Origin of the sequence: Streptomyces sp. RLB3-17 (assembly GCF_007113425.2) — a bacterium.
Lineage (GTDB): Bacteria > Actinomycetota > Actinomycetes > Streptomycetales > Streptomycetaceae > Streptomyces > Streptomyces mirabilis_D.
Genome location: NZ_CP041610.2, coordinates 10,911,607 through 10,937,689 on the forward strand (window position 1 = coordinate 10,911,607; position 26,083 = coordinate 10,937,689).

Sequence of the window (26,083 nt, forward strand, 5' to 3'; positions counted from 1 at the left end):
TGCCTCCCTTCGCAGATCGGCGAACCCTTTGGCGGGGCCCGCTCCTGGACTGTCGCGGGACGCTCGGGGCGAAACGCCCGCAGGCGGAAGCGCAGTCAGTGCCCGCTCCGATCGGACGGACTGATGCGACGCCCCGTGAGCTGTGTGGGCCTGATCGACACCCACAGCTCGCGTTCGCCCCCCGCCCATGGCTTGCTGTGGGCGTGATCGGCCAGCCGTCGCACCGCCTCGGGCTCGGTGACCGCCCGGGCGGGACCGACGGCCAGCACACTCCAGCCCTGGCTCATGGCCTCGTCCACATGGTCGACCTCGAAGGCGACGTCCGTTCCCACGGCTGCCGCCGGGGCCGAGTTCGGCGCGGTCCGGAAGACGATCGCGTCGTCGACGACCTCGTAGTTCACCGGAACGACCGCCGGGCCGCCGGGGGTCGACACCGCGACACGCCCCAGGCCGTGTGTGGAGAGCCGGGCGCGACACTCGTCCGGGCCGAGGTCCCGCAGCTGGGGATCGAGGAGTGCCTGGCCCCGGCCGGCCGGGAGATCGATTCCGCTCCCGCGCAGCGCCCCGACGGACGTGCCCAGCGCGGCGGCCAGCCTGACGAGACTCGCCAGGCTCGGGTCGGCCGACCGCTCTTCGAGGTAGGCCAGGTACTGCGGCGCCATTTTGGCGCGCCGGGCTGTCTCCGCCCGGGTCAGTCCCTGTCGCCGGCGTTCGGCGGCCACGCGGCGGCCGATGTCACCGGCGTGGGACGCCCCCTCCGGCGGTGGCGTGTCGGACCCGGCACCCGTCCGCTGACGTGCCTCGTCCGAGTTCGGCCGGGAACCCACGTCAGGGGAAACCGGGTCAGGGCTCCCCCCTGTCCTGTGTTCGAGGTGACGGATGTGCGCGTCGGGCCCGGGGAACACGAGCGTCACCTCGTCCGTGTCCGACCAGTGCACGTCGTAGGGAGGGGTTCCGTCCTCGTGATGGAGCCCCACGATTTCGCCGTCGCGTCTGGTGGCGCCGTCGGCCGGGCTTTTGACAACGAGTTGATCGCCGAGGTGAGCTCGCATGGTCGCCGCCCCTTCCTCAGAATGGTGCCGTACCCAACGTGCCACGCGCACAGGCTCCGCCGCATGGCCCGAGCAGCCCGACCAGGGGTGCCGAACGGACTGTTCTCCGGCCGACCGGCCCCTCAAGAGGTGTCGAGCGCCGCACCCGGTGGCGGCCGGTTCCAGACACGGTTGACGGGTGACCGAGTGGTCGAGGCGGCCCGTCTCATGGCCGTCCAAGGCGTCAAGCGACCGCCCGTGGTGGATGAGACGGAACGGCTGCGGGGCATCGTCAGCCGCGGCGACGGCGACGGATATTTTCGCGGTGCGACGACGCCATCCGTGACGAGAAGACCGGGGACGTGCTGCGGCGGGCGGCCGGCCCTGCCTCCTCGGAGGTGACGGTCGAGGTGTGTCAGGGGCACCTGACCCTGGGCGGATCCGTCGAGTTCCAAGGCCTGATCCCGGTCATCGAGCGGCTGTGACGGAGCGTTGACGGCGTCGTCTCGGTCTCTGCGCACATCGCCTGCCGGAACGACGACTCGCGCTCCTCGGGCACATGAGATCGAGGTGGATGTCCGTCGTCGCCAGGCACCGGGCGTGTGCGTGGCCCGGGTCGATGCGAGCCCGCTGCGCCGACGTCCGTCACACGGGCCATCCAGCTGCCGGTCGAGGACTTCGCCCGGTGCCGGGCGCGCCCAGGTCCTGGATGTCGCGCTCGGCGGTGCTGACCAGTTGCTGGCCGAGGTCGTGCATGGCCCTGCCCGCCGCGAGTTCGTCACCGATCTCGGGCACTTCGGCGTCCGCGGGGTTGCAGCGCGCCGCCCCGTGGCCGGTGAGGGTCGTGGTTCCGGTGTTGACAACGACACGTGCCTTGGTCGTTCCCTCGTCGTCCTCGGAGAGATAGAGGCGAACCTTCCATTCCACCGTATGCAGCATCATTTTCTCCTCACCTTCGTACGGACCGGTCCGGTCCGGATGGAACTCGCCCGGAATGCCGGCGGCCACCGGTCGTCCTGGCCAGGGTCTCTTCCTCGATGCGGTGTCGGACGCGGTCGGTGAGGTCACCTGGCTGAGCACGTATGTTTCGACCAGCTGGGCCTGCGGGATCGGAGCGGTCACCTCCAGCAGGGGCTCTCCCGCGAGGACGATCCGTCCTTCCGGCACCACTCGGACCTGTCCGGTGAACTCGAGGCCGAGCAGCGTGTCCACGTCGGCGGGCGGGTGGTGCCGCACGGTGGCGATGGCGTCGGCGTCCTCGGCGCCGATCCGGAAGCCGGACAGGAAGTCCAGCGCCGATTCCAGGCCCGTACCGACGAGGAAACCGCGGTCGGACGGCAGGTCGCCGACGAAGAGGCTGAAGGTCGCCGGTCCGGTCGTCGCCTCCCGCGGACAGGACATCGCCATCGTCACTTCGTACAGATCGGTGGTCGTCGCAGCGGACATCGACGCCAACTCCTCGCCGCCGGTGGGGGCTTCGCCCAAGCACTGGCGCAGGCGCGCGGACCACTCGGGTTCGCCCATGAGCGGGCCCGGCTTCACGCGGGCGGTCCCGCTCCGTTCCCCACCACGGTCGAACGGCGGCGAACCCCGGTCATAGGGCCGAAGGTCCCCGGCGGGCGGCCATCCGGGCCACGCACCGGCGGGCTCACCCCTGCGACCCGTCGCACCGGAGAGTCCGCATGCGCCGCGAGCGGATTTCGGGTACTCCTCGGATGAAAGGTGTGAGAGGCAACCGTGTTCGGCGCGTCGGCGCAGACGATCGAGCAGGGGGCAAGTGGGCCCGCTCACGGTCATTCCGGTTTCTTACGAGACGAAGGTAGTCACCATGGAGCCAGTGGTCACCGTGGGCCTCGACGGCTCACCCGAGAGCCTTGCCGCCGGCCACTGGGCAGCCGACGAGGCCGAGCGGCGCCGGCTCTCGCTGCGTCTCTTGCACGCATGGCCCCTGCTGACGCCGGAACCGGCCCGTGCCCCCGCGGAGGTGGATCAGAACTACTGGGCGAAGAGGATCGTGCACAACGCGCGGGCGGAGCTCCAGGCGAGCCACCCGGGCCTCTCGATCGTCGGCAATCTGGTCGCCGAAGACGCCCAGGACGCCCTGCTGCAAGCGGCATCGGAGTCGGAGATGACCGTGCTCGGCTCGCGCGGGATCGGGGCCGTCGGGAGTTACTTCCTGGGTGACATCAGCATGCCCGTCGTGGCACGGGCCGATCGCCCGGTGGTCCTCGTGCGCGCGGAAACCCGCGAAGCGGGGTCACGGCCCGCTCCGGGTAAGGCGGGTGGCGTAGTCGTGGCTCTGAAACTGCACGGTCCATCCGACGACCTGCTCGAATTCGCCTTTGTCAGTGCCGCGGCGCGGGGCGTGCCGCTTCGGGCCGTCCACGGCCGGAGCCTGCCGCTTCACGCGCACGTGCCCTGGGGTACGGACCACGCCGTCGCCGAAGAGATCACGCAGGACGCGCACAAGCACCTGAGCCTGGCCCTGCGCCCCTGGCGCGAGAAGTTCCCAGGTGTGGAGGTGGAAGACCACGTCGCACTCGAAAGCCCCGCCAAGGCCGTGATGCAGGCCGCCGACGGCGCCGGGCTGCTGGTCGTGGGTCGACGCAAGCACCTCCCCGGACCGGCACCACGCCTGGGCCCCGTGACGCAGGCCGCTGCCCACCACGCGCGCTGCCCGGTCGCCGTCGTCCCTCATGACTGAGCCGGGTGGCCCGCGCGCGGAGGTGCACGAGACCCATACCGCCGTGGTGTTCTTCGTCGGGGATCGCGCCTACAAGGTCAAGAAACCGGTCGACCTCGGGTTCCTGGACCACACCACCGCGGTGGCGCGCCGGACCACCTGCGAGCGGGAAGTCACGCTGAACCGTCGCTTCGCCCCCGACGTCTACCTCGGCCTGGGCGAATTCCACAGCCCGGAGACGGACACGCCCGAACCCCTCGTCGTGATGCGCCGTATGCCGGCGGAGCGTCGCCTTTCCCGGCTGGTGAGGGAGGGCACGCCCGTGGACGAGGCCTTGCGGGCCGTGGCCCGGTTGCTCGCCACCCGGCACGCCGACTCCCCCCGCACCCCGGACGTGGACGAGCAGGGGACGCGGGATGCCCTCGCGGCACGATGGGAAGCGAGCTTCGCGCAGGTCCGGGCACTGGCGGACGACGGTCTCGTGCCCGAGGGCGTGGAAGACGTCGAGCGACTCGTGCGCCGCTATCTCGTCGGCCGAAAACGGCTGTTCGACATGCGCATCGAACAGGGGCGGGTGGTGGACGGGCACGGCGACCTGCTCGCCGACGACATCTTCTGCCTCGACGACGGCCCACGCGTCCTGGACTGTCTGGAGTTCGACGACCGGCTGCGCTACGTCGACGGCCTCGACGACGCCGCCTTCCTCGCCATGGACCTGGAACAGCTCGGTGCCCCGGAGGCGGCGGCACTCTTCCTCGCCGCGTACAGCGAGTACTCCGGCGACCCGGCGCCGTCCTCCCTCCGGCACCACTACGTCGCCTATCGCGCGTTCGTCCGTGCCAAGGTCGCGCTCATCCAGGCGCGCCAAGGCGCGCCCGGCGCGGAGGGGGCCGCACGTCGACTGATCGCGACGGCCCTGCGGCACCTTCGTACGTCCGCTGTCGGCCTGACGCTCGTCGGTGGACTTCCGGGCAGCGGGAAGTCCACGCTCTCCGGCGCCCTCGCGGACCGGCTGGGCGTCACCCTGCTCAGCAGTGACCGCGTCCGCAAGGAGCTGGCGGGCATCCCGGCCGAGGAGCCCGCGTCGGCCGGGTACGGAGAGGGCCTCTACACACCGGAGTGGACCGACAAGACCTACGCGGCCCTGCTCGATCGCGCGTCCGCCCTGCTGGCCGACGGCGAGTCCGTCGTCCTGGACGCCACCTGGACCGGCGCGCGGCAGCGCGAAGCCGCCCTGCGCATGGCCGAACAGGCAGGCGCCGACCTCGTGGCCCTGCACTGCCAGGTTCCGGGTGATGTCGCGGCGGCCCGCCTGACCACCCGCGCACGCGGAGCATCCGACGCCGACCTCGACGTGGCCGCCACGATGGCGACCACGGAACCGCCCTGGCCAGAAGCCGTCGTCATCGACACGAGAGGCCCCCTGGAGGCCGCGGTGGTCCGGGCGCTGGCGGCCGTACGCCCTTACGCCATCAGCCAGGCCCCGGTCTTCCGGCGCCCCTACATGGAGCCGGACTGAAGAGGCGACTCGGAGAACCCAGCGGCCGAGGCTCAGGACGAGGTCGTACGGATCCTTCGGGTACTTGTCGGTGAACACCATGGTCACGGCGGCGATGAGCGTCACGGCGAGGACGTTTCTCGCGCTTCACGTGGTCTTGCGCCGCCACTGCGGTCCGACCTGGTCCCACTCACGCCCCCACTGGTCGTAGCGCCGCTGGTCGAGCCGCCACTGCGCGACGCGCCCGGCGGCGAAGGCCAGGCCGCCGAAAGCGACAGCGGCCGCGACACCGAGACAGGCTGCCTCGGCGGCGGCCGCCGAGGCGGTCGGCGGCTGTGTGGTGAGCTGCTCCTTGCTGTTCAGCCAGACGACGACCCTCGAGCCGACCCGGTGGCCGTAGTCCACCATGGCCTGACCGGTACGGGTCGAGCCGTCCGTCGCCGTCCAGCGGACCGTCGCTCGGACCCGGTCGTAGGGGGTATCCGCCCCGATCCCCACCGCTTGGGCCTTGCTCGCGACGAGGACGGCCTGGACCGGATGCCGCTCGTGCCGAAGCCGCGAGAAGGACGCGTCGGCGGCATGGGCCGTCAGCAGGCCGGTCAGGGTGCCGCCGATCACCATGACCAGCCAGATGGCCAGCACGACCCAGGCCTCGACGAGGTCGTCGTGCCGTCGCAACGGATTGCTCCGCCACCGCCAGAGCAGCTGCCTCACACGCTTGGTCCTGCGCATCCGACCGCACCTCCTCATCGCCGTTGATTGGACGGTGCCATTGGGGAACGCGCGGCGGCAGGGGCCGACCAGGCGGCATCGCGCCCCCGCTCGGTCCCGCAATGGGGACCGATCGGCCCAAGCGGACGGGCGTCGTCGCCCTCAGGCTGGACATGCAAGGCCAACCCGCGCGTGAGGAGGGCCGCGCAGCGGCGTCCCACCAGCCTCGGAGTCGGCGAGTCGACCAGGAGGGGTGGTCGCGCGCAACGGGGCGCTCGCACGCCGTAGTCCCCCGCCACCGGCGTCCGCCTGGCCCAGAAAGGGGTCGTCATGAAAGCACTCGTGTTCCACGGTTCCGGAAAGTCCGCGTGGGAGGACGTCGCGGACCCCGGTATCCAGGATGCCACCGACGCGATCGTCCGCGTCGACGCCGTCACGATCTGCGGAACCGACCTGCACATCCTCAAGGGCGACCTACCGGAGGTGCGCCCGGGAACGGTGCTCGGACACGAGGCCGTCGGGGAGGTCGTCGAAGTGGGAAGCGACGTCCGTATGGTCCGCCCCGGTGATCGTGTCCTGGTCTCGTGCATCACGGCGTGCGGCCGCTGCCGCTACTGCCGGGAGGGCTCGTACGGGCAGTGCCGTGCGGGCGGGGGCTGGATCCTCGGCCACTTGATCGACGGCACGCAGGCAGAGTACGTCCGCGTACCGCATGCGGATCTGTCGACGTATGCGCTGCGCGGCGCGGTGGACAGCAAGGACGCTGTGCTGCTGGCCGACATCTTCCCCACCGCCTACGAGGTGGGCGTGCTGAACGGGCGGGTACGGCCCGCGGACACCGTGGTCGTGGTCGGGGCGGGGCCGATCGGGCTCGCCGCGATCGCCACGGCACGATTCTACACCCCGGAGAGGATCATCGCCGTGGATCTGGCCCCGGCCCGGCTGGACGCCGCCAAACGCCTTGGCGCCGACGCCGTCGCCTCGGCCGGGGACGAGGCGGAGCAGCTGGTCGCCGACCTCACCGAGGGACTCGGGGCCGACGTGGTCATCGAGGCGGTGGGGGTGCCGGCGAGCTTCGAGGCGTGTACGCGCATGGTGCGGCCCGGCGGGCACGTGGCCAACGTCGGGGTGCACGGCAAGCCCGCGACACTCCACCTCGAAGACCTGTGGATCAAGAACGTGACGATCACCACCGGCCTGGTCGACACGTACTCCACTCCCACCCTGCTGCGCATGATGGCCGCCGGACAACTCCCCACGTCGTCCCTGGTCACCCACACCTTCCCGATGGACGCGATGGAGGAGGCGTACGAGGTCTTCGCGCGGGCCGCGGACACCGGTGCGCTCAAGGTCGTCCTGGGCGGTCCGCAGCACGACGCCCTGACGATCAGGACGCCTTGACAGGCAGGACGCCTCGACAGGAGGAAGTGAACGGCCATGTGTGAACACACACCGTCGAACGCCGCGTCCGCCACCGCGGACAGCGCACAGGGCGACATCGGACGTCGCATCGCTCAGCGACGTGAGGAACTGGGACTGAGCCGGGAGGAGACGGCCTTCCGGGCGGGCACGGCCCCTGGCTACGTCCAGTACCTGGAGGAACAGTCCACCGCGATGCCCGGGACGGCCGTCCTCATCCGGCTCGCGGACGCGTTGAGCACGAGCGTGACGGCCCTGCGCGGAGGCGACGCCGATCTGCCACCCGGCGTGGGCCGAGCCGCCCTCCGCCCGGAGCTGGTCGAACTCAGCGCCGAGGAGTGCCGCAGCCGACTCTCCGGGCACGGTGTCGGCAGGATCGCGATGGACACCCCCGACGGGCCGATCGTCGTCCCCCTGAACTACACCGTGATCGATGATTCGGTCGTGTTCCGGACGACACCCGACGCCGTGCCCGCCGCAGCCGTCGGGGCACATGTCGCCTTCGAGGTCGACCACATCGACGAGGCGCTCAGCCAGGGCTGGAGCGTGCTCATCCGCGGCTTCGGCCGGGCCGTGACGGACCCCGACGCCGTACGTCGGCTGACGGAGCTGGCCTACAGCCGTCCATGGGCGGGCGGTGAGCGTGACGTGTGGGTGCGCATCGAGTCCACCGACATCACCGGGCGCCGAATCGCGGTGCGGTGACGTCATGGGTCGGGGTGCGATGACTTCATGGGTCGGTCGGGGCACCGAAGGGTGGCCGCTCTCAGGCCGACCTGGACCGAACGGCCCTCGCCCCTGTCCCTCGCTCCTCACAGGATGAAACACGTACCGCTGTACCCCGTGACGGCTGAGCCCGTCCACCCCGTGAAAGTCGAACCCGGTGATGAATCCCAACGACGGCTTCCGTGAACTCGACCGCGAGGAGTGCCTGCGTCTGCTGGAGCGGGCACCGATCGGCCGCGTAGTCCACACGCGCCACGCCCTGCCCGCCGTCCTGCCGGTCAACTTCTGCCTGGACATCGACTCCGCGGTACTGATGCGTACTTCCGCCGACTCGGAACTGGCCGCCGCGATCGACGGCGTGGTGATCGCCTTCGAAGCGGACGAGGTGGATGCGACGGCGCACTCCGGCTGGAGTGTCGTGGTCACCGGCCGCGCGACGGTGGTGACCGATCCCGTGGAGCACGGCCGGCTGACCAGGATCGGCCCGCGCTCATGGGTGGCCTCGCCCAAGGAGGTCTTCATCCGCATCGAGCCCGAATTGGTGACCGGCCGTCAACTCGTCGCAGGGCGCACGGTCTACGGCGTCGACCTCTCCTCCTGACCGGCTCCGCCACTCGCAACGGCCCAGTGCGCCGTCTCCCCGTCGACCGGGGAGACGGCGCACTGGGCCGTTCGGGGGCGACGCGCCCGGGACCAATGGCCCCCGTGGGGGACGAGTGGCCACTGACCACGATCACGGCAGCCCAGCAGGATCGTTCCCGGATCGACTTTTCCGCAGCCTGTCCCCAGCGACCCGCGCAAGGAGCACAGCCATGTCCAGCACCCCAAGCAGCGGCGAGAAACCAACCCCCAAGGCGGCACTGGGCCTCCCCTCGGCGACCGCGCTCGTGATCGGCAGCATCATCGGCACCGGGGTCTTCGCGCTCCCCTCGGCCCTCGCACCGTACGGGCCGATCTCGCTCGTGGCGTTCGGCGTCGTCACGCTCGGCGCGCTCGCCCTCGCGGTCACCTTCGGGGCGCTGTCGAAGCGCGTCCCGGCGAGCGGCGGGCCGTACGTCTACGCCCGTGAGGCCTTCGGAGAGTTCGCCGGCTTCCTCAACGCCTGGTCGTACTGGATCACCGCGTGGGCCGGGAACGCCGCCATCGTGGTGGCGTGGGTCGGATACGTCGAGGTGTTCGTCAACACCGGCCACCGCACGGCGATGTCGGTGCTCATCGCGCTGGTCGGGCTGTGGATCCCGGCCGCGATCAACCTCACCGGCGTACGGAACATCGGTGCCTTCCAAGTGATCACCACCGTGCTGAAGTTCATCCCGCTGGTCTTCATGGCCACGGTCGGGCTGCTGTTCGTGGACGCGCACAACTTCGGTTCCTTCAACGCCGGCGGCCAGTCGGCGATGGGCGCGATCTCGGCCGCCGCGGCCATCGCCCTGTTCAGCTACCTCGGCCTGGAGGCCGCCTCCGTGGTCGCCGGCCGGGTCCGTGAGCCCGGCCGCAACGTGCCGCGCGCCACCGTGTACGGCACCCTTGCCTGCGCGGTCATCTACATCCTGGGCACGCTCGCCGTCTTCGGCACCGTCCCGCACGGCGAACTCGGTTCCTCCACCGCGCCGTTCACCGACGCCGCCAACAACATCTTCGGCGGCACCTGGGCCGGTGACACGGTCGCGGTGGCTGCCATCATCTCCGGGATCGGCGCTCTCAACGGCTGGACCATGCTCTGCGCAGAGATGCCGTACGCCGCCGCCCGCGACGGACTCTTCCCCGGGGCCTTCGCGAAGCTGCGCGGCGAGAACGGCGTCCCGGTGTTCGGCATCGTCGCCTCCACCGTCCTCGCCTCGCTGATCACCGTGTTCAGCTACACCCGCTTCGACGACGTCTTCACGAAGATCGTGCTGCTGAGCGTGCTCACCGCCGTGATCCCGTACCTCTTCTCCGCCGCCGCCCAGCTGTACTGGCTGCTGGTCCGAGGCCGCGAGCACCTCAGCCCCCGGCGGCTGGCCCGGGACGCCACCGTCTCCGCGCTGGCGATGGCCTTCTCGTACTGGTCGATCCAGGGCAGCGGCTACCAGACCGTCTACTACGGACTGTTCGTCCTGCTGCTCGGACTACCGGTGTACGTGTGGCTGAAGCGCGACCGCGGGGAGTACGGCGAGACCGGCGGCGTGCGGCTCGCGGCCGCGCCCGGAGAGGTGCGGGCCGCGGAGACCGTCCTGACGGCCAAGCGACTCTCCCGAGGCCTGCCCACGAGCCGAACCGGCGGCTTCCGGAAGAGCCCCCTCAACCACCAGGACTGACCGCACCACTCCACCGCCCGGCATTCGTACGACCACAGGAGCAGCCACGCCATGAACACCTTCCACGTCGACTCCGAGGTCGGCCGCCTCCGCCAGGTGATCCTGCACCGCCCCGGCCTCGAACTCTCCCGGCTGACCCCGCGCAACGTCGACTCCCTGCTCTTCGACGACATCCTCTGGGCCAAGCGGGCCCGCGAGGAGCACGACGCCTTCGCCCAGGTCCTGCGCGACCACGGAGCCCGTGTGCACTACTTCGCCGACCTGCTGGCCCAGACCCTCGACGTCCCGGAGGCCCGTGACTGGCTCCTGGACCGGGTCGTCACCCGCGCGAGTGTCGGCCCCGCCTTGCTGGATCCGGTGCGCGCGCGCTGCGCCGAGCTGGACGGCGAGACCCTCGCCGGCTACCTGATCGGCGGCATGCTCAAGAGCGACCTGCCGCTCGCCACCCCGCACAGCCTGGTCTGGAACGCGCTCGACACCGACGCCTTCGCGCTCGCCCCACTGCCCAACCACCTCTTCCCGCGCGACAACTCCTGCTGGATGTACGACCGGTTGTCGGTCAACCCGATGGCCAAGCACGCCCGGCGGCGCGAGAGCCTGCACGCCGAGGCCATCTACCGGTTCCATCCGATGTTCGCCTCCGTCGCGCCCGAGCCGATCCTCGACGGCCCCGTGGGGACGCTCGAAGGCGGCGACGTGCACGTCCTCGGCAACGGCGCCGTCATGGTCGGCATGGGGGAGCGGACCACCGCCCAGGCCGTGGAGAACCTGGCCGGGCGGCTCTTCGCCGACGGCACGGTCACCCGGCTGATCGCCGTCCAACTCCCCGCCACCCGTGCGTACATGCACCTCGACACCGTGCTGACCATGCTCGACCGCGACGCCTTCGCCATCTACCCGGGCCTCGCCGACGCCCTGCGCTCGTGGACCCTGCGGCCCAGTGACGCCCACGCGACCGGCTTCGACGTCACCCCCAACTCCGACCTGGCGACCGCGCTCGCCGAGGCCCTCGACCTCGACAAGGTGCGGATGCTCTCCGCGCCGCAGGACATGGCGGGCGCCGAGCGCGAACAGTGGGACGACGGCAGCAACTTCCTCGCGCTCGCGCCCGGAGTCGTCGTCGGCTACGAGCGCAACGTCACCACCAACACCTACCTCCGCAAGCAGGGCATCGAGATCGTCACCATCGCCGGCGCCGAACTCGGCCGCGGCCGGGGCGGCCCGCGCTGCATGAGCTGCCCGATCGAACGCGACCCGGCCGACTGAGCGTCGCCGTCACCGACACGGCCGTACGCCCCGACGACACCCCGGCCCCTGCCCGCATCAGCCTCATCAGCGAGGAACCTCATGACCACAGACCTGCGAGGCCGCTCCTACCTGAGCGAACTCGACTTCACCGCCGCCGAGATCCACCACCTTCTCGACCTGGCCGCCGAGCTCAAGGCGGCCAAGCGCTCCGGCACCGAACAGCCCCGGCTGACCGGCAAGCATCTCGCGCTGATCTTCGAGAAGACCTCCACCCGCACCCGCTGCGCCTTCGAGGTCGCCGCCGCCGACCAGGGCGCCGCCACCACCTACCTCGGCCCCGGCGACACCCACGTCGGCAGCAAGGAGTCCATCGCCGACACCGCCCGCGTCCTCGGACGGATGTTCGACGCCATCGAGTACCGCGGCTCCGCCCAGTCGATCGTCACCGAACTCGCGGCCCGCTCCGGTGTCCCCGTCTACAACGGCCTGACCGACACCGCACACCCCACCCAGAGCCTGTGCGACGTCCTCACCATGCACGAGCACAGCCCCAAACCACTGCAGGAAATCAGCTACTGCTATCTCGGCGACGCCCGCAACAACATGGGCAACTCGCTGCTGTCGATGGGCGCTCTGCTCGGCATGGACGTACGGATCGCCGCGCCCAAGGCGCTGTGGCCCGAGCCGGAGTTGGTCGGGTCGTGCCGCGCGCTCGGCGAGGGCAGTGGGGCCCGGATCACCCTCACCGAGGACGTCGAGACCGCTGTACGCGGCGCGGACTTCCTGCACACCGACGTCTGGGTCTCCATGGGCGAACCGGCCGACACCTGGCGCGAGCGCATCGAACTGCTGGCGCCCTACCAGGTCAATGCCAAGACGCTCGCCCTCACCGGCAACCCGGACGTCAGGTTCATGCACTGCCTGCCCGCCCTCCACGACCACAGCACCCGCCTGGGCCGCGAACTGCTCGACACCTACGGCCTCGACGGCCTCGAGGTCACCGACGAGATCTTCTCCTCGGCCGCCTCCGTCGTCTTCGACCAGGCGGAGAACCGGCTGCACACCATCAAGGCCGTACTAGTCGCCACCCTGGAGGACTGAGCCATGCGCATCGTCATCGCCCTCGGTGGCAACGCCCTGCTGCACCGCGGTGAACGCCCCGACGCGGCCGTCCAGGAAGCGAACATCGACCGGGTGACCACGGCGATCGCCGCCCTCGCCCAAGAACACGAGATCGTCATCACCCACGGCAACGGCCCCCAGATAGGGCTGCTCGCCGTCGAGAGCGCCGCCGACCCCGCCCTGAGCGCCCCCTACCCGCTGGATCTGCTCGGCGCCCAGACCCAGGGCATGATCGGCTCCCTGCTGGCACGCACCCTGCACGACGCCCTGCCCGGACGGCGGATCGCCGCGCTGGTCACCCACACCCTTGTCCGCGCCGATGACCCGGCCTTCGACCACCCCACCAAGTTCGTCGGCCAGGTGTACCCCTACGAGGTCGCCTCCACGCTCGCCCGAACGCGCGGCTGGCACATCGCCGCCGACACCACCGGTTGGCGCCGCGTCGTCCCCTCCCCGGCACCCGAACGCATCCTGGAGACCGACACCGTCCACGAGCTGCTGAACAGCGGCACGCTCGTCATCTGCGCCGGCGGCGGAGGCGTCCCTGTCACCGCCGACCAGGACACCGGCGCACTCACCGGTGCCGAGGCCGTCATCGACAAGGACCTCACCGCGGCGCTGCTCGCCGAGGACCTGAAGGCCGACTTCCTCCTCATCCTCACCGACGTGCCCTGCGTCTACGCCGGCTACGGCACCCCCGACCAGCGGCCCGTCCTCGGCGCGACCCCCGCCGAACTGCGCCGCGGCGGCTTCCCCGACGGCTCGATGGGTCCCAAGGCCGAGGCCGCCGCCCGGTTCGTCGAACACACCGGGGGACTGGCCGCGATCGGATCCCTGGACGCCGCGTACGAGATCGTCCACGGCAGGTCGGGCACCCTCGTCAGGCCGGATCTGACCGTCTCGTGAACGCCCATGGCCAGAGGGCCGAACGGCCCTCGGCGAAGGCCGGACAGCCGGGGCACGGGCCCTGCCCGGCCCTCCCGTCGGCCACCACGTCGCACGAGTATCGAAAGGGAGACATTCCAGTGCGGAGCAAGGGAGAGAACCGGCGATGACAGCCACAGTGACAGCCGGAACGCGCGCCCCCGAGGCATGGCGCGGCTTCGCCGGGACGCGATGGCGCGAGTGCGTCGACGTACGCGACTTCATCCAGGCCAACTACACGCCGTACGAGGGCGACGGGGCCTTCCTGACCGGCCCGACGGACCGCACTCGCACCGTGTGGGACAAGGTCAGCGCCCTCTTCCCGGAGGAACGGCGCCGGGGGATCCTCGATGTCGACCCGGCGACCCCCTCGACGATCACCTCGCACGCGCCCGGGTACATCGACCGCGAGCGGGAGCTGATCGTCGGCCTGCAGACCGACGCCCCGCTGAAGCGCGCGATCATGCCGAACGGCGGCCTGCGGATGGTCGAGAACAGCCTGAAGGCGTACGGCTACGCCCCCGACCCCTTCGTCACCCGCGTCTTCGGCACCTACCGCAAGACGCACAACGACGGTGTCTTCGACGCCTACACCCCCGAGATGCGCGCCGCCCGCAAGGCCGGGATCATCACCGGACTGCCCGACGCCTACGGCCGCGGCCGGATCATCGGCGACTACCGGCGCGTGGCGCTGTACGGCACCGCATGGCTGACCGCGACCAAGCGCGCCGAACGGGCCCTGCAGGACGCCGAGCCCTCGACCGAGCACGTCATCCGTGATCGTGAGGAACTCGCCGAGCAGATCAGGGCGTTGGACGAACTGACGCGGATGGCGGCCACGTACGGCTGCGACGTCTCCCGCCCCGCCACCACAGCGCACGAGGCCGTGCAGTGGCTCTACCTCGGCTATCTCGCCGCCGTGAAGGAGCAGAACGGCGCCGCGATGTCGCTCGGCCGCACCTCCACCTTCCTGGACGTGTACCTGCAACGGGACCTGGCGGAGGGAATCCTCGACGAGACCCGCGCCCAGGAGCTGGTCGACGACTTCGTGATCAAGCTGCGGATCGTACGGTTCCTGCGCACCCCCGAGTACGACGCCCTGTTCTCCGGCGACCCGACCTGGGTGACGGAGTCCCTCGGCGGCCTCGGCACGGACGGTCGGCCGCTGGTCACCCGCACCTCCTTCCGCTTCCTGCAGACCCTGTACAACCTCGGCCCGGCCCCCGAGCCCAACCTGACCGTGCTCTGGTCGCCGCGGCTGCCCACGGGCTTCAAGGAGTTCTGCGCCAAGGTCTCCATCGACACCAGCGCCGTCCAGTACGAGTCCGACGAGCTGACGCGCCCGCGCACCGGGGACGACACCGCGATCGCCTGCTGTGTGTCGGCGATGGCGGTCGGCCGGCAGATGCAGTTCTTCGGGGCACGGGTCAACCTCGCCAAGGCCCTGCTGTACGCGATCAACGGTGGCCGGGACGAGCTGACCGGTGAGCAGATCGCCCCCGAGGCGCCCGCGCTGACCGGGGAGTACCTGGAGTACGAGGAGTTGTCGACGGCGTACGACCGCATGCTGGACTGGCTCGCCGCGACCTACGTCAACACGCTCGACGTCATCCACTACATGCACGACAAGTACGCCTACGAGCGCATCGAGATGGCACTGCACGACCATCCGGTGCACCGCTTCATGGCCTGTGGCATCGCGGGTCTGTCGGTCGCCGCAGACAGTCTGTCCGCCGTCAAGCACGCTCGCGTGAAGGTGATCAGGGACGACACCGGCCTGGCCGTCGACTTCGAGACCGAGGGCGACTGGCCGGCGTACGGGAACAACGACGACCGTGTCGACACCCTCGCGGTCGGCCTGGTCGAGTCCTTCATGGCGAAGGTGCGCAGGCACCCGACCTACCGGGACGCCGAGCACACCCAGTCCGTACTGACGATCACCTCGAACGTCGTCTACGGCAAGCACACCGGCAACACCCCCGACGGCCGGCGCGCCGGACAGCCCTTCGCACCCGGGGCCAACCCCATGAACGGGCGTGACCGGCACGGTGTGGCGGCCTCCGCGCTGTCGGTCGCCAAACTGCCCTACGAGCAGGCGCGCGACGGCATTTCCCTGACGACGACGATCACCCCGGAGGGGCTGGGGCACGCGCCCGGTGAGCGGGTCGGGAACCTGGTCGGCATTCTCGACGCGTACACGGCATCCGGCGGCTTCCACATGAACGTCAACGTCCTGGACCGGACCACGCTGGAAGACGCGATGGAACACCCCGCGAAGTACCCGGAGTTGACCATCCGTGTCTCCGGCTACGCCGTCAACTTCGTCCGTCTGACCCGTGAGCAGCAGCTCGACGTGATCGGCCGCACCTTCCACGGATCGCTGTGAGGGCCGTGGCGACCGGTCGGATCCACTCCTGGGACCTGTCCACCGGCGTGGACGGCCCCGGGACCCGGTTCGTCCTTTTCGTCAGCGGCTGCCCGCTCCGCTGCCTCTACTGCGCCAACCCCGACACCTGGCACATGAGGGACGGGAAGGAGGCCACGGTCGAGGCGGTGATGGCCGAGATCGAGAAATACCGGACCTTCGTCACCACGGCCGGCGGAGGGGTGACGGTCACGGGCGGTGAACCCCTGCTCCAGCCCGTGTTCACAGGCGAAATCCTGCGTCGCTGCAAGGAGGCCGGCCTGCACACCGCCCTCGACACCTCCGGCTTCCTCGGAGCCCGGGCCACCGACGAACTCCTCGCCGACACCGACCTCGTGCTCCTGGACATCAAGTCCTTCGACGTCCCTGCGTACCGGCAACTGACCGGCGGAGAACTGGCGCCCACGCTCAACTTCGCCACCCGCCTTGACCGCCTCGGCATCCCCACCTGGATCCGCTACGTCCTCGTCCCCGGCTGGACGGACGCCCCGGAGGCCGTCGCCGGCCTCGCCCGCTTCGTCGCGGGCCTCGGCAACGTCGACCGGGTGGACGTCCTGCCCTTCCACAAGCTGGGCGCCTCGAAGTACGAGGCCCTGGGGATCCCCTTCCCGCTGCGCGACACCCCGGTTCCCGAACCGGGGCTGACCGAGCGCGTGCGAGAGCAGTTCAGGGAGTGCGGGCTCGCCGCGTACTGAGAGGCAGGGCCGCCTGTGCTCCGGAACCGCGCGTGTGGCTGCCGGCCGTGTGGTCGGCGCGCAGGGGCAGCGTTTCGCTCAGGTGGCTCAGGCGCCAGGCGATGGTGGTGAAGGGCGGCGGCCACGAATGCGGGTAGGGCGCGGCGTCGCGTCCCCAGTCTCCGGTGCCTGCCAGCAGGGTCGCGCGCGGTCCGGGCCCGTCCGTACGCCGCCGGATCGACCAGCAGCCCGGCACCCCCGCGTCTCATTTTCCGCGATCCCACGTACCGAACCCACCTACCGATCCCACGCACCGACGCCTCGCACCAAGTCCTCACACCGCTGACCGGATCGTTCCGGTGCCGGCCTGGATCAGGCCTGCGGATCCGGTATCCGGCCAGGTCAGAATGGGAGGCATGAACCGAGCCCTGATCGTGATCGATGTCCAGGAATCCTTCCGAGCCCGCCCGCTGTGGGAGGAGATCGCCAATCCGAAGATCGCGGAACCGGTCAACCGTCTGGTGCGACTCGCCCGCGCCAACGGCGACCTGGTCGTCTGGGTCCTCCACACCGAGCCCGGCAGCGGCGGCGTCTTCGACCCGGCCCAGGGGCACGTCCGCCTGCTGGACGAACTGGAGCAGCCGCAGTCCGGTGAGCCGGTCCTGCACAAGACCTCCCACAACGCCTTCACCACCACCGCTCTGCAACAACTGCTCACCGAGGCGGGCGTGCGCGAGCTGACGGTCTGCGGCATCCGTACCGAGCAGTGCGTGGAAACCACCACCCGGGTGGGCAGCGACCTCGGATACCGGATGGTCTTCGTCACCGACGCCACCACCACCAATCCGATCGGCGACCTGAGCGCCGACGCGATCATCGAGCGCACGGAGGCCGTGCTGCGCGACCGGTTCGCCCGGATCTCCACGGTGGCCGAACGGGAGGCGGAGCTGGGAGCATCCGAGGCGTGAGCCATGTCGTCTTCGTCCTCGTACCCGGCGTCCACCTGCTCGACCTCGCCGGACCGGCCCAGGTCTTCAGCATGGCGGGGGACTTCGGACAGCCCTACCGGCTGAGCTACGTCGCCGACCAGGAAGAGGTGTGCAGCGCCCAGGGCCTGCCGCTGGCCGCCCACACCCAGTGGCCGGAGCTGAACGCCGACGACCTGGTGGTGGTGCCGGGGTGGAGGGCGTCCACGCTGCGCGGCGGCCCCGAGCTGAGCCGGTCCGTGCTGGAGCGGCTGCGCGCCCACCACACCGCCGGGGGCGCTGTCGCCAGTGTGTGTGCCGGGGCCGAGGCCCTCGGCCGTGCCGGGCTGCTGGACGGGCGCAGGTGCACCACGCACCACCACCTCCAGGACGAGCTGGCGGCCCGCCACCCCCGGGCGATCGTGGTGCGGGACGTGCTGTTCACCACCGACGACCGGGTGGTGACATCGGCCGGCATCGCCAGCGGCATCGACCTGGCGCTGCACCTGCTGGCCGTCCGACACGGTCCCGCACTCGCCGCCCAGGTGGCGCGGGACATGGTCGTCTACGCCCGCCGCAACGGCCACGAGCCGCAGGCCAGCGCCATGCTCAGGCACCGGTCCCACCTCGACGACGCCGTCCACCGCGCTCAGGACCTCATCGACGCGCGATTCGCCGAACCACTGCCTCTGGCGTACGTGGCCGCCAGCGTCGGCGTCAGCGAACGCACGCTGACCCGGATGTTTCACCGCGCCACAGGCGGCCTGACGCCGCTGCGCTATCAGCAGACCCTGAGAGTGGAACGCGCGGAGCACCTGATCGGCCACGGCACAACGGTGGAAGCCGCGGCCCGCGAGGTGGGCTTCCAGGACGTTCGGATGCTCCGCCGACTGCGTTCCCGAGCGCCTTCCGAGGCGACGGGGTGAGCCGTTCCGGCTTGGCATGGCCGGTCACGACCTAGGACATGACCCAGCGGTGGCGGACGTGCCAGACAGCGCCGTCGGCGGTCGCCCCGCGCAGGCCGTGCAGGGTGTCAGGGCCTGTGAGCGCGGGGAGGCGGGAGTCCCGCAGAGAGGCGAAGGCGAAGGTGCGCGCCGGGTCCCAGTCGGTGGAGTGGCGCAGACGGCGGGCGAGTTGGGCGAAGCCGAGCGGGGCCGCGGCCATGACCCAGGCGTCGGGTGCCTCGACCGTCAGCCTTCTGGCGGGGCGCAGCCAGGATGCGGCGGCCTCCGGCCAGTCCACCGACGCGAGGACCTTTTTGCCCCGCGCCTCCCACGCGGCGGCGAAGGCTTCGGCAGCCGCCAGGGAATCCGCATCGCGGCTGTGGCCGATGGCCACGATCTCGATCCGTGACTTCGCAACGGTCAACAGGCCGATGAGAGCCGCGAGTTCGGCCTCCGTGTGCGGTGTGGTCGCGGACAGGTCGCCGAACTCGGCCAGCTCGGCGGCGCCGATCAGGGGTGAGCGGGACCGTTCCCGCTCGGCGCGGATGCTCATGACGGGGCGCCGCTGCTCTCCCGGGGCGTTCTCCAGCGGGCGTACTCGTCGGGCAGGCAGACCGCGCAGGGCCGGTACCCGGCCGCGATCGCGGTGGCCTCGTCCGGAAAGAACACGCGGTGCTGGACGTAGTGGCCGCGGGCGATGGCCCGGAGGGCGGAAGGGCAGTCGAGACGCCCGTAGAGGCGCCCGCGCCGGTGTCCGCCGAGCGTGCCCGGCGTGCCGCTCCGGCAGAGCTGCCCGTCCGGGCCGAGCAGTGTGTACGGGCGGAGCGCGGCGGCGGGCGTCATCGATCCGGATCCCTTCCTGTCCGTGGTCACAGGTGGTGTTGCCCCCCAACCTTGCCGCTGGTGGATCGCCTTGCCCGGCGGGATTCGGACGTCACGTTGTGGAGACGGCGGTGCCGTGGCGCTGACGGCGACCGCTGTCCACGCCGACGGCGGATCCTTCGGCCTGCGCGTTTCCTAAGAAGCCTGGGTTGTCGGGGTTCCCGCGACGAGGCGGCGGACGGCCTCGACGACCGCGGCGCGGTGCTGTCGGGTCTGCTCGGCCGTCTGGTCGTTGGCCATGGGGCTGGTGGGCATCCATGCGTTGGCGAGGGCGAGGGTGAAGACGAGCAGGTCTTCAGGGGTGAAGGTACTGGTCAGCAGGCCGTCGGTCTGCGCCTGGGTGATCGCGGCGGTCTTCTGCCGCATGGAGGTTCCCAGCCCTTGCGGCTCGTGGTCGGTGCCCGAGCGTTCGAGGCGGTGCCAGGTGGCCAGCCGGAGCTGGCGCGGGTTGGCGAGGAGGAAGTCGAACAGGCGGCCCGCGTAGCCCGGCAGGTCCTCGGGCGTGAAGGGGACCTCGTCGAGGACGCGGGCGACATGCGCATCCATGACAGCGTCGAACAACTGCTCCTTGTTGCCGAAATACGTGTAGATGAGGGCCTTGTTCACCTCTGCCGCGGCGCCTATGCGATCCACTCGGGCACCGGCGATGCCGCGGGCCGCGAACTCGTCCGTCGCGGCTTGGAGCAGGCGGGCCTTGGAGGCCTCGGAGTCCCGGGGGCGGGCCGGGGGCTGGTGCTGGGGCATGACCCCAGAGTAGTGCAACTAACTGTTTATTTGACACGCCGCACGGCCGGCCGCACTATATAAATGACTGTTTAGTTAGTAAGGGGCCAGTCCCGCGGGTACCAGTCACGCGGACACCAGCCCTGTGGTACCCGGCCTCCCGGTCCTCGACCGGGACGCATGCGCACCGCGGCCCCCGCGCACCACCCACCTCTCAGCCGGCTCCCTCCCGGAAGCGAAGACACCTCATGACCAAGACCTGGCTCATCACCGGCAGCTCCCGCGGCTTCGGCAGGGCACTCGCCCGCCACGTCCTCGACAACGGCGACCGTGTCGTGGCCACGGCTCGCCGCCCCGAACAGCTCAAGGACCTCGTCGAGCGCTACGGCGACCGGGTCCGCGCCGTCTCTCTCGACGTCACCGACCCGGCAGCAGCCCGCGCCGCTGTGCAACTGGCCCTGGACGCCTTCGGCAGGCTCGACGTCGTCGTGAACAACGCCGGATACGCCAACAGCGCCGCCATCGAGGACATACCGGAGGAGGACTTCCGGGCCCAGATCGAGACGAACCTGTTCGGCGTCGTCAATGTCACCAAGGCTGCCCTGCCCGTACTCCGCCGCCAGGGATCCGGCCACTTCCTCCAGTTCTCCTCCATCGGCGGACGCGTGGGCGGATCACCGGGCCTGAGCGCCTACCAGACCGCGAAGTTCGCGGTCGAAGGCTTCTCCGAAGTCCTCAACGCCGAGGTCGGGCCCCTCGGTGTCAAGGTCACCATCATCGAGCCCGGTGGCTTCCGCACCGACTGGGGCGGCTCCTCCATGACCGCCCTGCCCGTAAGTCCCGCCTACGAAGAGACCGTTGGCGCGATGAACCGCTACCGCGAACAGACCGCCGCCACCTGGCCCGGAGACCCGGCCCGGGCAGCCAGGATCATCACCGACCTCGTGGGGCTCGACGAACCGCCGCTGCGCCTGCTGCTCGGCGCCGGAGCCGTCGAGATGGCCGCCAACGCCTCCCGTACCCGTGCCGCCGAAGCCGAGCGGTGGGCCGACATCAGCCGCTCGGCGGACTTCCCCGCGGGCGAATGACGGCGACGACGGATCGGAGTACGCCCAACGGACCGGGTGCCGTGACTCATGACGTTGTTGACGGCGGGGTGGTCTCGGTCGCCCGGTCGGAATCGGATGCGGAGGGTTTCGCGCGGACCACGGCTTGATCGCCTCGCGGTCCGAACAGGTGCAGGATCTCGACGGCGCTGGTGTTCGCCGGACCGAACCAGTGCGGTTCTCTCGTGTCGAACTCGGCCACTTCGCCCGGGTGGAGTGTGCAGTCCTGCTCTCCGAGGATGAGGCGCAGTTCGCCCGCGAGGACGTAGAGCCACTCGTAACCGTCATGGGTCACCAACACCGGCTCGCGCGGAGCCAGTACCTGCTTGAACACCTGCACCCGACCCGGGTACTGCGTCAGAGGCACAAGGACGCTGCCGTGCCCCTTGCGCAAGGGCTTGAGATGCACCCGAGGATCACCGGTGGCCGGCGCGGCCACCAACTGGTCGAGTGCGACGCGGTGCGTACGCGCGAGCGGGATGAGCAACTCGAGAGTCGGGCGCCGCTTGCCCGACTCGAGACGCGACAGCGTGCTCACCGACATTCCGGTCGTCGCCGCGAGCGCCTCCAGCGTGAGCCCGCGGTCCCGGCGCAGCGTGCGCAGCCGGGGGCCGATGCCGTCGATGATCTGTTCCAGCTCCGCGTCCATGGGGTCCAGTTTGCAGCCTTCGCAAATTTGGTGGGCGGCGGGTGCGGTCCGGCCTGAGCCTTGCCGGGCAGCCCCTTCCGGACGTGAGAGGTACCAGGTGACCGCGACCACCCATCCCATTCAGCCACTTGACCCCATCCAGCCCGTTCTGAGCGTACGCAGACGCTGGACGGTGCTGGCCGTCTGCTGTCTGAGCATGTTCCTGGTGGGCCTGGACACCACCATCGTCAATGTCGGACTGCCGGCGATCGGGCACGGTCTGGGCATCGGGACCCGCAGCCTCGAATGGACCGCGGACGCGTACACGCTCGTCCTGGCCAGTCTCCTGATCTCCTCCGGCGCGCTGGCGGACCGGTTCGGACGCCGACGGGTGTTCCAGGTCGGCCTGGTCGTGTTCGGTGCGGCCTCGCTGGTCTGTGCGATCGCTCCTTCGGTGGGCGTGCTGATCGCGGCCCGCGCCGTTCAGGGGATCGGCGCCTCGATGCTCAGTCCCGTGGCTCTCGCGATCGTGGTCAACGCGATGCCCGACCCGAGGGAGCGGGCACAGGCGATCGGTGTCTGGGCGTCGGTCTTCGGGCTGAGCATGGCCGCCGGCCCTGTGACGGGCGGGGCCCTCATCGCGGGCTTCGGCTGGAGGTCCGTGTTCTGGATCAACGCGCCGGTCATCGTGGCCGCCCTCGTGCTCAGCGCGCTGTTCGTGCCGGAGTCCCGGGCACCGCGGGCACAGCGGCTCGACCTCCCGGGGCAGGCCCTGCTGACCGTGGTCATCGGCGTCTCGGTCGGCGTCCTCATCGAAGGACCGCGCATCGGTTGGGCGTCGCTTCCGGCGCTGGTCGCGTACACGATCGCTGTCGTGGCGGCAGCCGGATTCGTGTCGGTCGAATCCCGCCGGAGCCAACCGCTGATGGATATACGGCTCTACCGGCATCCGGTCTTCAGCAGTGCCGTGCTGGGCGCGGTGGCGGTCTTCGTCGCCCTGAACGTGACGCTCCTGCTCAACACCCTCTACCTGCAACATGCCCGAGGATGGACACCACTGGCCGCCGGGGTGGCGACCTTGCCCATGGCTGTCGGAGCGACCGTCTGCGCACCGCTGTCCGGCCGCCTGGTCGGTCGTAACGGACCGCGGTTGCCGCTTGTCCTGGCCGGCGGTTTCATCACGGTGGGCGGACTCTGCATGGTCGGGCTCGACCAGCACACGAGCGTGTTCCTGCTCTTGTCGGCCTACTTGCTGATCGGTGTCGGGTTCGGCTTCGCCAACGCGCCGATCACCAACACCGCGGTGAGCGGACTGCCTGCCACCCGTGCCGGCGTGGCCGGAGCGATCACGTCCACCGCACGCCAGCTCGGCTCCGCGCTCGGCATAGCCATCGCCGGCGGCCTGGTAGCGGGCACCGCCCCGACGGGACTCGCACACGCGTCCCGCCCGGGTTGGATCCTGGTCGCCACCTGCGGACTGTTCCTTCTCCTCGTGGCCCACGCGGCACGGCCGAAGAAGGACACGAGTCGCTCCACCTCCCCGCAATCGAGGTGATCCGATTGAGCCAATATCTGTGCTCGTGAAGTGAGAAAATGGCGGAAGGTGCAGCGAGGTTTCCTGTATCGGCAGGCGGAGCAGTTATTCATCGCACACGATCGATCGCAACGTGCTACTGTAGATCTCAGTTGCAGTTGTGGTTCCCGAAATCTTGCAAGTGCCCTCACCGGCTTCATCTGCTGGTGGCGCTCTTTTTCGGCTCCGGCGTATTTTCCGGCGGGATAATCATCGCGGCGACGCGGAGTGCGCACAGTGCGCGACTCCGAACACCGTCCCGAAGGAGATTTGACATGGCTGCCGGTACCGTGAAGTGGTTCAACGCGGAAAAGGGCTTCGGCTTCATCGAGCAGGACGGCGGCGGCGCGGACGTCTTCGCCCACTACTCGAACATCGCCGCCCAGGGCTTCCGTGAGCTGTCGGAGGGCCAGAAGGTCACCTTCGACATCGCGCAGGGTCAGAAGGGCCCGACGGCTGAGAACATCGTTCCCGCCTGACGCTGACACGTACTTCGCAGCTGGGGCCCGCACCTTGGGGTGCGGGCCCCAGCTCGCCGCTTTCCGGGGCACAGCCGCTCCGTCAGGGCTGTGGTGATGTCACCCACGGCATGGTTCAGGGGCGCCGCGGCCCCGCCCCTGGGGACGGCTCCACCGGTTCCCCGGGGATGCTCCACCCCAACGCTCCGGATGTAAATCCGCCAAGGCCTCACTCACGGAATGCCCGATCTCACTGTCGAGATCGCGCCGCTCTCTTCGCCGACGTATTCCGAGAGCATTCCCTGCCGATCCGGTTGATCCGGTTGATCCGACCGATCTGACTGATCCGATCCGACCGACCGATTCGGCTCCGCATTATTTTCGGCTCGTTCTTGCGATTCTCTGCGCTGTTCATTCGCTGCGGGAATTCCTTGATACGTGCCACATCAAGGAAGGTTCCGCATGAACCGCACGCGTACAAATGATCGTTTCGCCCGCACCCGAACCCGCGCCGGAAATTCTGGTGCCCAAAGGGGCGGCGGCCGCTTCGGATCCGCACCCTCCGGCCGCTCCGGTGCGCCCAGCCGCGCGAAGGGTTACGGACGTCAACAGACCGCGCCGCAAGGTGAGTTCGCGCTGCCGACGACGATCACCCCCGCGCTGCCCCCCGTCGAGGCGTTCGCCGATCTCGCCCTGCCGACGCCGCTGCTGGCCGAGCTCGGCCACGCAGGCGTGACCGTACCTTTCCCGATCCAGGCGGCGACCCTGCCGAACTCCGTGGCGGGCCGTGACGTACTCGGCCGTGGCCGCACCGGCTCCGGCAAGACCCTCGCCTTCGGCCTCGCCCTGCTGGCCCGTACGGCCGGTCGGCGCGCCGAGCCGCGGCTGCCGCTGGCCCTGGTCCTCGTACCCACCCGAGAGCTGGCCCAACAGGTCACCGACGCTCTCATCCCGTACGCCCGTTCCGTGCGGCTGCGTCTGGCCACGGTGGTCGGTGGGATGCCGATCGGCAGGCAGGCCAGCGCGCTGCGCGGCGGGGCCGAGGTCGTCGTGGCGACGCCGGGCCGGCTCAAGGACCTCATCGACCGCGGCGAATGCAGTCTGGACCAGGTCGCCATCACCGTCCTCGACGAGGCCGACCAGATGGCCGACATGGGCTTCATGCCCCAGGTCACCGCGCTGCTCGACCAGGTGCGCCCCGAGGGGCAGCGGATGCTGTTCTCGGCCACCTTGGACCGCAACGTCGACCTCCTGGTCCGCCGCTACCTGACCGACCCGGTGGTGCACTCCGTCGACCCGTCCGCGGGCGCGGTCACCACCATGGAGCACCACGTACTCCACGTGCACGGCGCGGACAAGCAGCGGACGACCACCGAGATCGCGGCACGCGAGGGCCGGGTGATCATGTTCCTGGACACCAAGCACGCGGTGGACCGGCTGACCGAACACCTGCTGAACAGCGGCGTCCGTGCCGCGGCCCTGCACGGAGGCAAGTCCCAGCCGCAGCGCACACGGACCCTGGCCCAGTTCAAGACCGGGCATGTGACGGTGCTGGTGGCGACCAATGTCGCGGCGCGCGGGATCCACGTCGACAACCTCGACCTGGTCGTGAACGTGGACCCGCCCAGCGACCCCAAGGACTATCTGCACCGGGGCGGCCGCACGGCCCGCGCCGGCGAGTCCGGCAGCGTCGTCACCCTGGTGACGCCTCAGCAGCGACGCGACATGAGCCGACTGATGACTGCCGCCGGCATCACCCCTCAGACCACCCAAGTGCGCTCGGGCGAAGCCGAGTTGAGCCGCATCACCGGCGCCCAGGCCCCCTCGGGCATCGCGGTCACCATCACCGCGCCGGTCGTGGAACGTCCTCGGCGCGGCTCCTCCTCCCCGTCCCGGGGCCGACGCGGACGTACCGGCCAGGGCCGATCCACTGGCGAGGGCCGATCCACCGGCGAGGCGGCACGCCGTACGCCGCGGCGGTCGTCCGCGGTCACAGCGGCGGCCTAGAACCTTCGTGATCGGAAACCCCATCCGCCCATCCAGGAG

Annotated in this window: 24 protein-coding genes and 3 pseudogenes; 18 read left to right on the plus strand and 9 right to left on the minus strand. The window is 70.3% G+C overall.

The features are described 5' to 3' along the window. Positions 1–95: 95 nt before the first annotated feature. Positions 96–1,052 (minus strand): pyridoxamine 5'-phosphate oxidase family protein, encoded by a 957-nt coding sequence (locus FNV62_RS49120; RefSeq protein ID WP_143629867.1) that lies wholly within the window; start codon positions 1,050–1,052, stop codon positions 96–98. A 186-nt stretch (positions 1,053–1,238) separates the two neighbouring features. Here FNV62_RS49120 and FNV62_RS56395 point away from each other — a divergent pair. After that, a pseudogene (locus tag FNV62_RS56395) lies at positions 1,239–1,594 on the plus strand (BON domain-containing protein); the annotation flags it as partial. Between the two features lie 82 nt (positions 1,595–1,676). Here FNV62_RS56395 and FNV62_RS49125 read toward each other — a convergent pair. Then, a complete protein-coding gene (locus FNV62_RS49125; protein ID WP_054232071.1) occupies positions 1,677–1,970 on the minus strand; it encodes a dsRBD fold-containing protein in 294 nt (97 codons plus the stop codon). 138 nt (positions 1,971–2,108) lie between these two features. After that, positions 2,109–2,828, minus strand: a pseudogene (locus tag FNV62_RS58230) (hypothetical protein); the annotation flags it as partial. 31 nt (positions 2,829–2,859) lie between these two features. Here FNV62_RS58230 and FNV62_RS49135 point away from each other — a divergent pair. Next, positions 2,860–3,735, plus strand: a complete 876-nt coding sequence (locus FNV62_RS49135) for a universal stress protein (RefSeq protein WP_143604499.1) — start codon at positions 2,860–2,862, stop codon at positions 3,733–3,735. Next, on the plus strand, positions 3,728–5,233 hold the full coding sequence (locus tag FNV62_RS49140; RefSeq protein WP_225900666.1) for an AAA family ATPase: 1,506 nt from the start codon (positions 3,728–3,730) through the stop codon (positions 5,231–5,233). Before FNV62_RS49135 ends, FNV62_RS49140 begins: the two co-directional genes overlap by 8 nt. 126 nt (positions 5,234–5,359) lie before the next feature. Here FNV62_RS49140 and FNV62_RS49145 read toward each other — a convergent pair whose 3' ends face one another. Further along, positions 5,360–5,944 (minus strand): hypothetical protein, encoded by a 585-nt coding sequence (locus FNV62_RS49145; protein ID WP_143610582.1) that lies wholly within the window; start codon positions 5,942–5,944, stop codon positions 5,360–5,362. A gap of 309 nt (positions 5,945–6,253) precedes the next feature. Here FNV62_RS49145 and FNV62_RS49150 point away from each other — a divergent pair, with 309 nt between their 5' ends. From FNV62_RS49150 to pflA, 9 genes are all read left to right on the plus strand, one after another. Next, a complete protein-coding gene (locus FNV62_RS49150; protein WP_097288161.1) occupies positions 6,254–7,324 on the plus strand; it encodes a zinc-dependent alcohol dehydrogenase family protein in 1,071 nt (356 codons plus the stop codon). A 36-nt stretch (positions 7,325–7,360) separates the two neighbouring features. Continuing rightward, positions 7,361–8,047, plus strand: coding sequence for a helix-turn-helix domain-containing protein (locus FNV62_RS49155; RefSeq protein WP_097288162.1), 687 nt, complete (start codon positions 7,361–7,363; stop codon positions 8,045–8,047). 181 nt (positions 8,048–8,228) lie between these two features. Further along, positions 8,229–8,669, plus strand: coding sequence for a pyridoxamine 5'-phosphate oxidase family protein (locus tag FNV62_RS49160; protein WP_054231998.1), 441 nt, complete (start codon positions 8,229–8,231; stop codon positions 8,667–8,669). 286 nt (positions 8,670–8,955) lie between these two features. After that, positions 8,956–10,365, plus strand: a complete 1,410-nt coding sequence (locus FNV62_RS49165; protein WP_240361545.1) for an APC family permease — start codon at positions 8,956–8,958, stop codon at positions 10,363–10,365. A gap of 51 nt (positions 10,366–10,416) precedes the next feature. After that, the gene (locus tag FNV62_RS49170) at positions 10,417–11,631 is read left to right on the plus strand and encodes an arginine deiminase (RefSeq protein WP_143629869.1); all 1,215 of its coding nucleotides are present in this window, start codon (positions 10,417–10,419) and stop codon (positions 11,629–11,631) included. An 81-nt stretch (positions 11,632–11,712) separates the two neighbouring features. Then, on the plus strand, positions 11,713–12,714 hold the full coding sequence (gene argF / locus FNV62_RS49175) for an ornithine carbamoyltransferase (protein ID WP_060897884.1): 1,002 nt from the start codon (positions 11,713–11,715) through the stop codon (positions 12,712–12,714). Positions 12,715–12,717: 3 nt separating this feature from the next. Next, positions 12,718–13,641 carry a carbamate kinase gene (locus FNV62_RS49180; protein WP_143610583.1) on the plus strand — a complete coding sequence of 308 codons (924 nt, stop codon included), beginning with the start codon at positions 12,718–12,720 and terminating at the stop codon, positions 13,639–13,641. A 145-nt stretch (positions 13,642–13,786) separates the two neighbouring features. Further along, positions 13,787–16,045 carry a formate C-acetyltransferase gene (gene pflB / locus FNV62_RS49185; protein ID WP_143629871.1) on the plus strand — a complete coding sequence of 753 codons (2,259 nt, stop codon included), beginning with the start codon at positions 13,787–13,789 and terminating at the stop codon, positions 16,043–16,045. Beyond that, positions 16,042–16,779 (plus strand): pyruvate formate-lyase-activating protein, encoded by a 738-nt coding sequence (pflA, locus tag FNV62_RS49190; protein ID WP_381993365.1) that lies wholly within the window; start codon positions 16,042–16,044, stop codon positions 16,777–16,779. The genes pflB and pflA overlap by 4 nt, the downstream gene beginning before the upstream one ends. Positions 16,780–16,810: 31 nt before the next feature. Here pflA and FNV62_RS56400 read toward each other — a convergent pair. After that, positions 16,811–17,014: pseudogene (locus tag FNV62_RS56400) on the minus strand (DinB family protein); the annotation flags it as partial. A gap of 160 nt (positions 17,015–17,174) precedes the next feature. On the opposite strand from FNV62_RS56400, the gene FNV62_RS49195 reads away from it, so the two are divergent. Together FNV62_RS49195 and FNV62_RS49200 are read left to right on the plus strand one after the other, a co-directional pair. Beyond that, positions 17,175–17,726, plus strand: coding sequence for a cysteine hydrolase family protein (locus FNV62_RS49195; protein ID WP_097288167.1), 552 nt, complete (start codon positions 17,175–17,177; stop codon positions 17,724–17,726). Next, positions 17,723–18,649 (plus strand): GlxA family transcriptional regulator, encoded by a 927-nt coding sequence (locus tag FNV62_RS49200; RefSeq protein ID WP_143610584.1) that lies wholly within the window; start codon positions 17,723–17,725, stop codon positions 18,647–18,649. Before FNV62_RS49195 ends, FNV62_RS49200 begins: the two co-directional genes overlap by 4 nt. Positions 18,650–18,680: 31 nt before the next feature. On the opposite strand, the gene FNV62_RS49205 is transcribed toward FNV62_RS49200, so the two are convergent. The 3 genes from FNV62_RS49205 to FNV62_RS49215 form a co-directional block, all read right to left on the minus strand. Beyond that, on the minus strand, positions 18,681–19,220 hold the full coding sequence (locus tag FNV62_RS49205) for a hypothetical protein (RefSeq protein ID WP_143604507.1): 540 nt from the start codon (positions 19,218–19,220) through the stop codon (positions 18,681–18,683). Next, the gene (locus FNV62_RS49210; protein WP_097288169.1) at positions 19,217–19,510 is read right to left on the minus strand and encodes an Ada metal-binding domain-containing protein; all 294 of its coding nucleotides are present in this window, start codon (positions 19,508–19,510) and stop codon (positions 19,217–19,219) included. The genes FNV62_RS49205 and FNV62_RS49210 overlap by 4 nt, the downstream gene beginning before the upstream one ends. Positions 19,511–19,684: 174 nt before the next feature. Next, a complete protein-coding gene (locus FNV62_RS49215; RefSeq protein WP_144316244.1) occupies positions 19,685–20,293 on the minus strand; it encodes a TetR family transcriptional regulator in 609 nt (202 codons plus the stop codon). Positions 20,294–20,520: 227 nt separating this feature from the next. Between FNV62_RS49215 and FNV62_RS49220 the strand changes: the two genes are divergently transcribed. Continuing rightward, positions 20,521–21,360 carry an oxidoreductase gene (locus FNV62_RS49220; RefSeq protein WP_144316245.1) on the plus strand — a complete coding sequence of 280 codons (840 nt, stop codon included), beginning with the start codon at positions 20,521–20,523 and terminating at the stop codon, positions 21,358–21,360. 46 nt (positions 21,361–21,406) lie between these two features. Here FNV62_RS49220 and FNV62_RS49225 read toward each other — a convergent pair whose 3' ends face one another. Further along, the gene (locus tag FNV62_RS49225) at positions 21,407–22,027 is read right to left on the minus strand and encodes a helix-turn-helix domain-containing protein (protein WP_143604509.1); all 621 of its coding nucleotides are present in this window, start codon (positions 22,025–22,027) and stop codon (positions 21,407–21,409) included. Positions 22,028–22,124: 97 nt separating this feature from the next. Between FNV62_RS49225 and FNV62_RS49230 the strand changes: the two genes are divergently transcribed. The 3 genes from FNV62_RS49230 to FNV62_RS49240 all read left to right on the plus strand — a co-directional run bounded on the left by FNV62_RS49230 (position 22,125) and on the right by FNV62_RS49240 (position 26,044). Further along, positions 22,125–23,561: an MFS transporter gene (locus FNV62_RS49230; protein ID WP_225900668.1), complete on the plus strand. Its 1,437-nt coding sequence runs from the start codon at positions 22,125–22,127 to the stop codon at positions 23,559–23,561. Between the two features lie 293 nt (positions 23,562–23,854). After that, positions 23,855–24,058, plus strand: a complete 204-nt coding sequence (locus FNV62_RS49235) for a cold-shock protein (protein WP_030872951.1) — start codon at positions 23,855–23,857, stop codon at positions 24,056–24,058. Positions 24,059–24,499: 441 nt separating this feature from the next. After that, positions 24,500–26,044, plus strand: a complete 1,545-nt coding sequence (locus tag FNV62_RS49240) for a DEAD/DEAH box helicase (RefSeq protein ID WP_144316247.1) — start codon at positions 24,500–24,502, stop codon at positions 26,042–26,044. Positions 26,045–26,083 lie beyond the last annotated feature (39 nt).

Coding starts and splice junctions, on each gene's coding strand:
- FNV62_RS49120 (WP_143629867.1), bottom strand. CDS start 1,052: ATGCGAGCTCACCTCGGCGATCAACTCGTTGTCAAAAGCCCGGCCGAC.
- FNV62_RS49125 (WP_054232071.1), bottom strand. CDS start 1,970: ATGCTGCATACGGTGGAATGGAAGGTTCGCCTCTATCTCTCCGAGGAC.
- FNV62_RS49135 (WP_143604499.1), top strand. CDS start 2,860: ATGGAGCCAGTGGTCACCGTGGGCCTCGACGGCTCACCCGAGAGCCTT.
- FNV62_RS49140 (WP_225900666.1), top strand. CDS start 3,728: ATGACTGAGCCGGGTGGCCCGCGCGCGGAGGTGCACGAGACCCATACC.
- FNV62_RS49145 (WP_143610582.1), bottom strand. CDS start 5,944: ATGCGCAGGACCAAGCGTGTGAGGCAGCTGCTCTGGCGGTGGCGGAGC.
- FNV62_RS49150 (WP_097288161.1), top strand. CDS start 6,254: ATGAAAGCACTCGTGTTCCACGGTTCCGGAAAGTCCGCGTGGGAGGAC.
- FNV62_RS49155 (WP_097288162.1), top strand. CDS start 7,361: ATGTGTGAACACACACCGTCGAACGCCGCGTCCGCCACCGCGGACAGC.
- FNV62_RS49160 (WP_054231998.1), top strand. CDS start 8,229: ATGAATCCCAACGACGGCTTCCGTGAACTCGACCGCGAGGAGTGCCTG.
- FNV62_RS49170 (WP_143629869.1), top strand. CDS start 10,417: ATGAACACCTTCCACGTCGACTCCGAGGTCGGCCGCCTCCGCCAGGTG.
- argF (WP_060897884.1), top strand. CDS start 11,713: ATGACCACAGACCTGCGAGGCCGCTCCTACCTGAGCGAACTCGACTTC.
- FNV62_RS49180 (WP_143610583.1), top strand. CDS start 12,718: ATGCGCATCGTCATCGCCCTCGGTGGCAACGCCCTGCTGCACCGCGGT.
- pflB (WP_143629871.1), top strand. CDS start 13,787: ATGACAGCCACAGTGACAGCCGGAACGCGCGCCCCCGAGGCATGGCGC.
- FNV62_RS49195 (WP_097288167.1), top strand. CDS start 17,175: ATGAACCGAGCCCTGATCGTGATCGATGTCCAGGAATCCTTCCGAGCC.
- FNV62_RS49205 (WP_143604507.1), bottom strand. CDS start 19,220: ATGAGCATCCGCGCCGAGCGGGAACGGTCCCGCTCACCCCTGATCGGC.
- FNV62_RS49210 (WP_097288169.1), bottom strand. CDS start 19,510: ATGACGCCCGCCGCCGCGCTCCGCCCGTACACACTGCTCGGCCCGGAC.
- FNV62_RS49215 (WP_144316244.1), bottom strand. CDS start 20,293: ATGCCCCAGCACCAGCCCCCGGCCCGCCCCCGGGACTCCGAGGCCTCC.
- FNV62_RS49220 (WP_144316245.1), top strand. CDS start 20,521: ATGACCAAGACCTGGCTCATCACCGGCAGCTCCCGCGGCTTCGGCAGG.
- FNV62_RS49225 (WP_143604509.1), bottom strand. CDS start 22,027: ATGGACGCGGAGCTGGAACAGATCATCGACGGCATCGGCCCCCGGCTG.
- FNV62_RS49235 (WP_030872951.1), top strand. CDS start 23,855: ATGGCTGCCGGTACCGTGAAGTGGTTCAACGCGGAAAAGGGCTTCGGC.
- FNV62_RS49240 (WP_144316247.1), top strand. CDS start 24,500: ATGAACCGCACGCGTACAAATGATCGTTTCGCCCGCACCCGAACCCGC.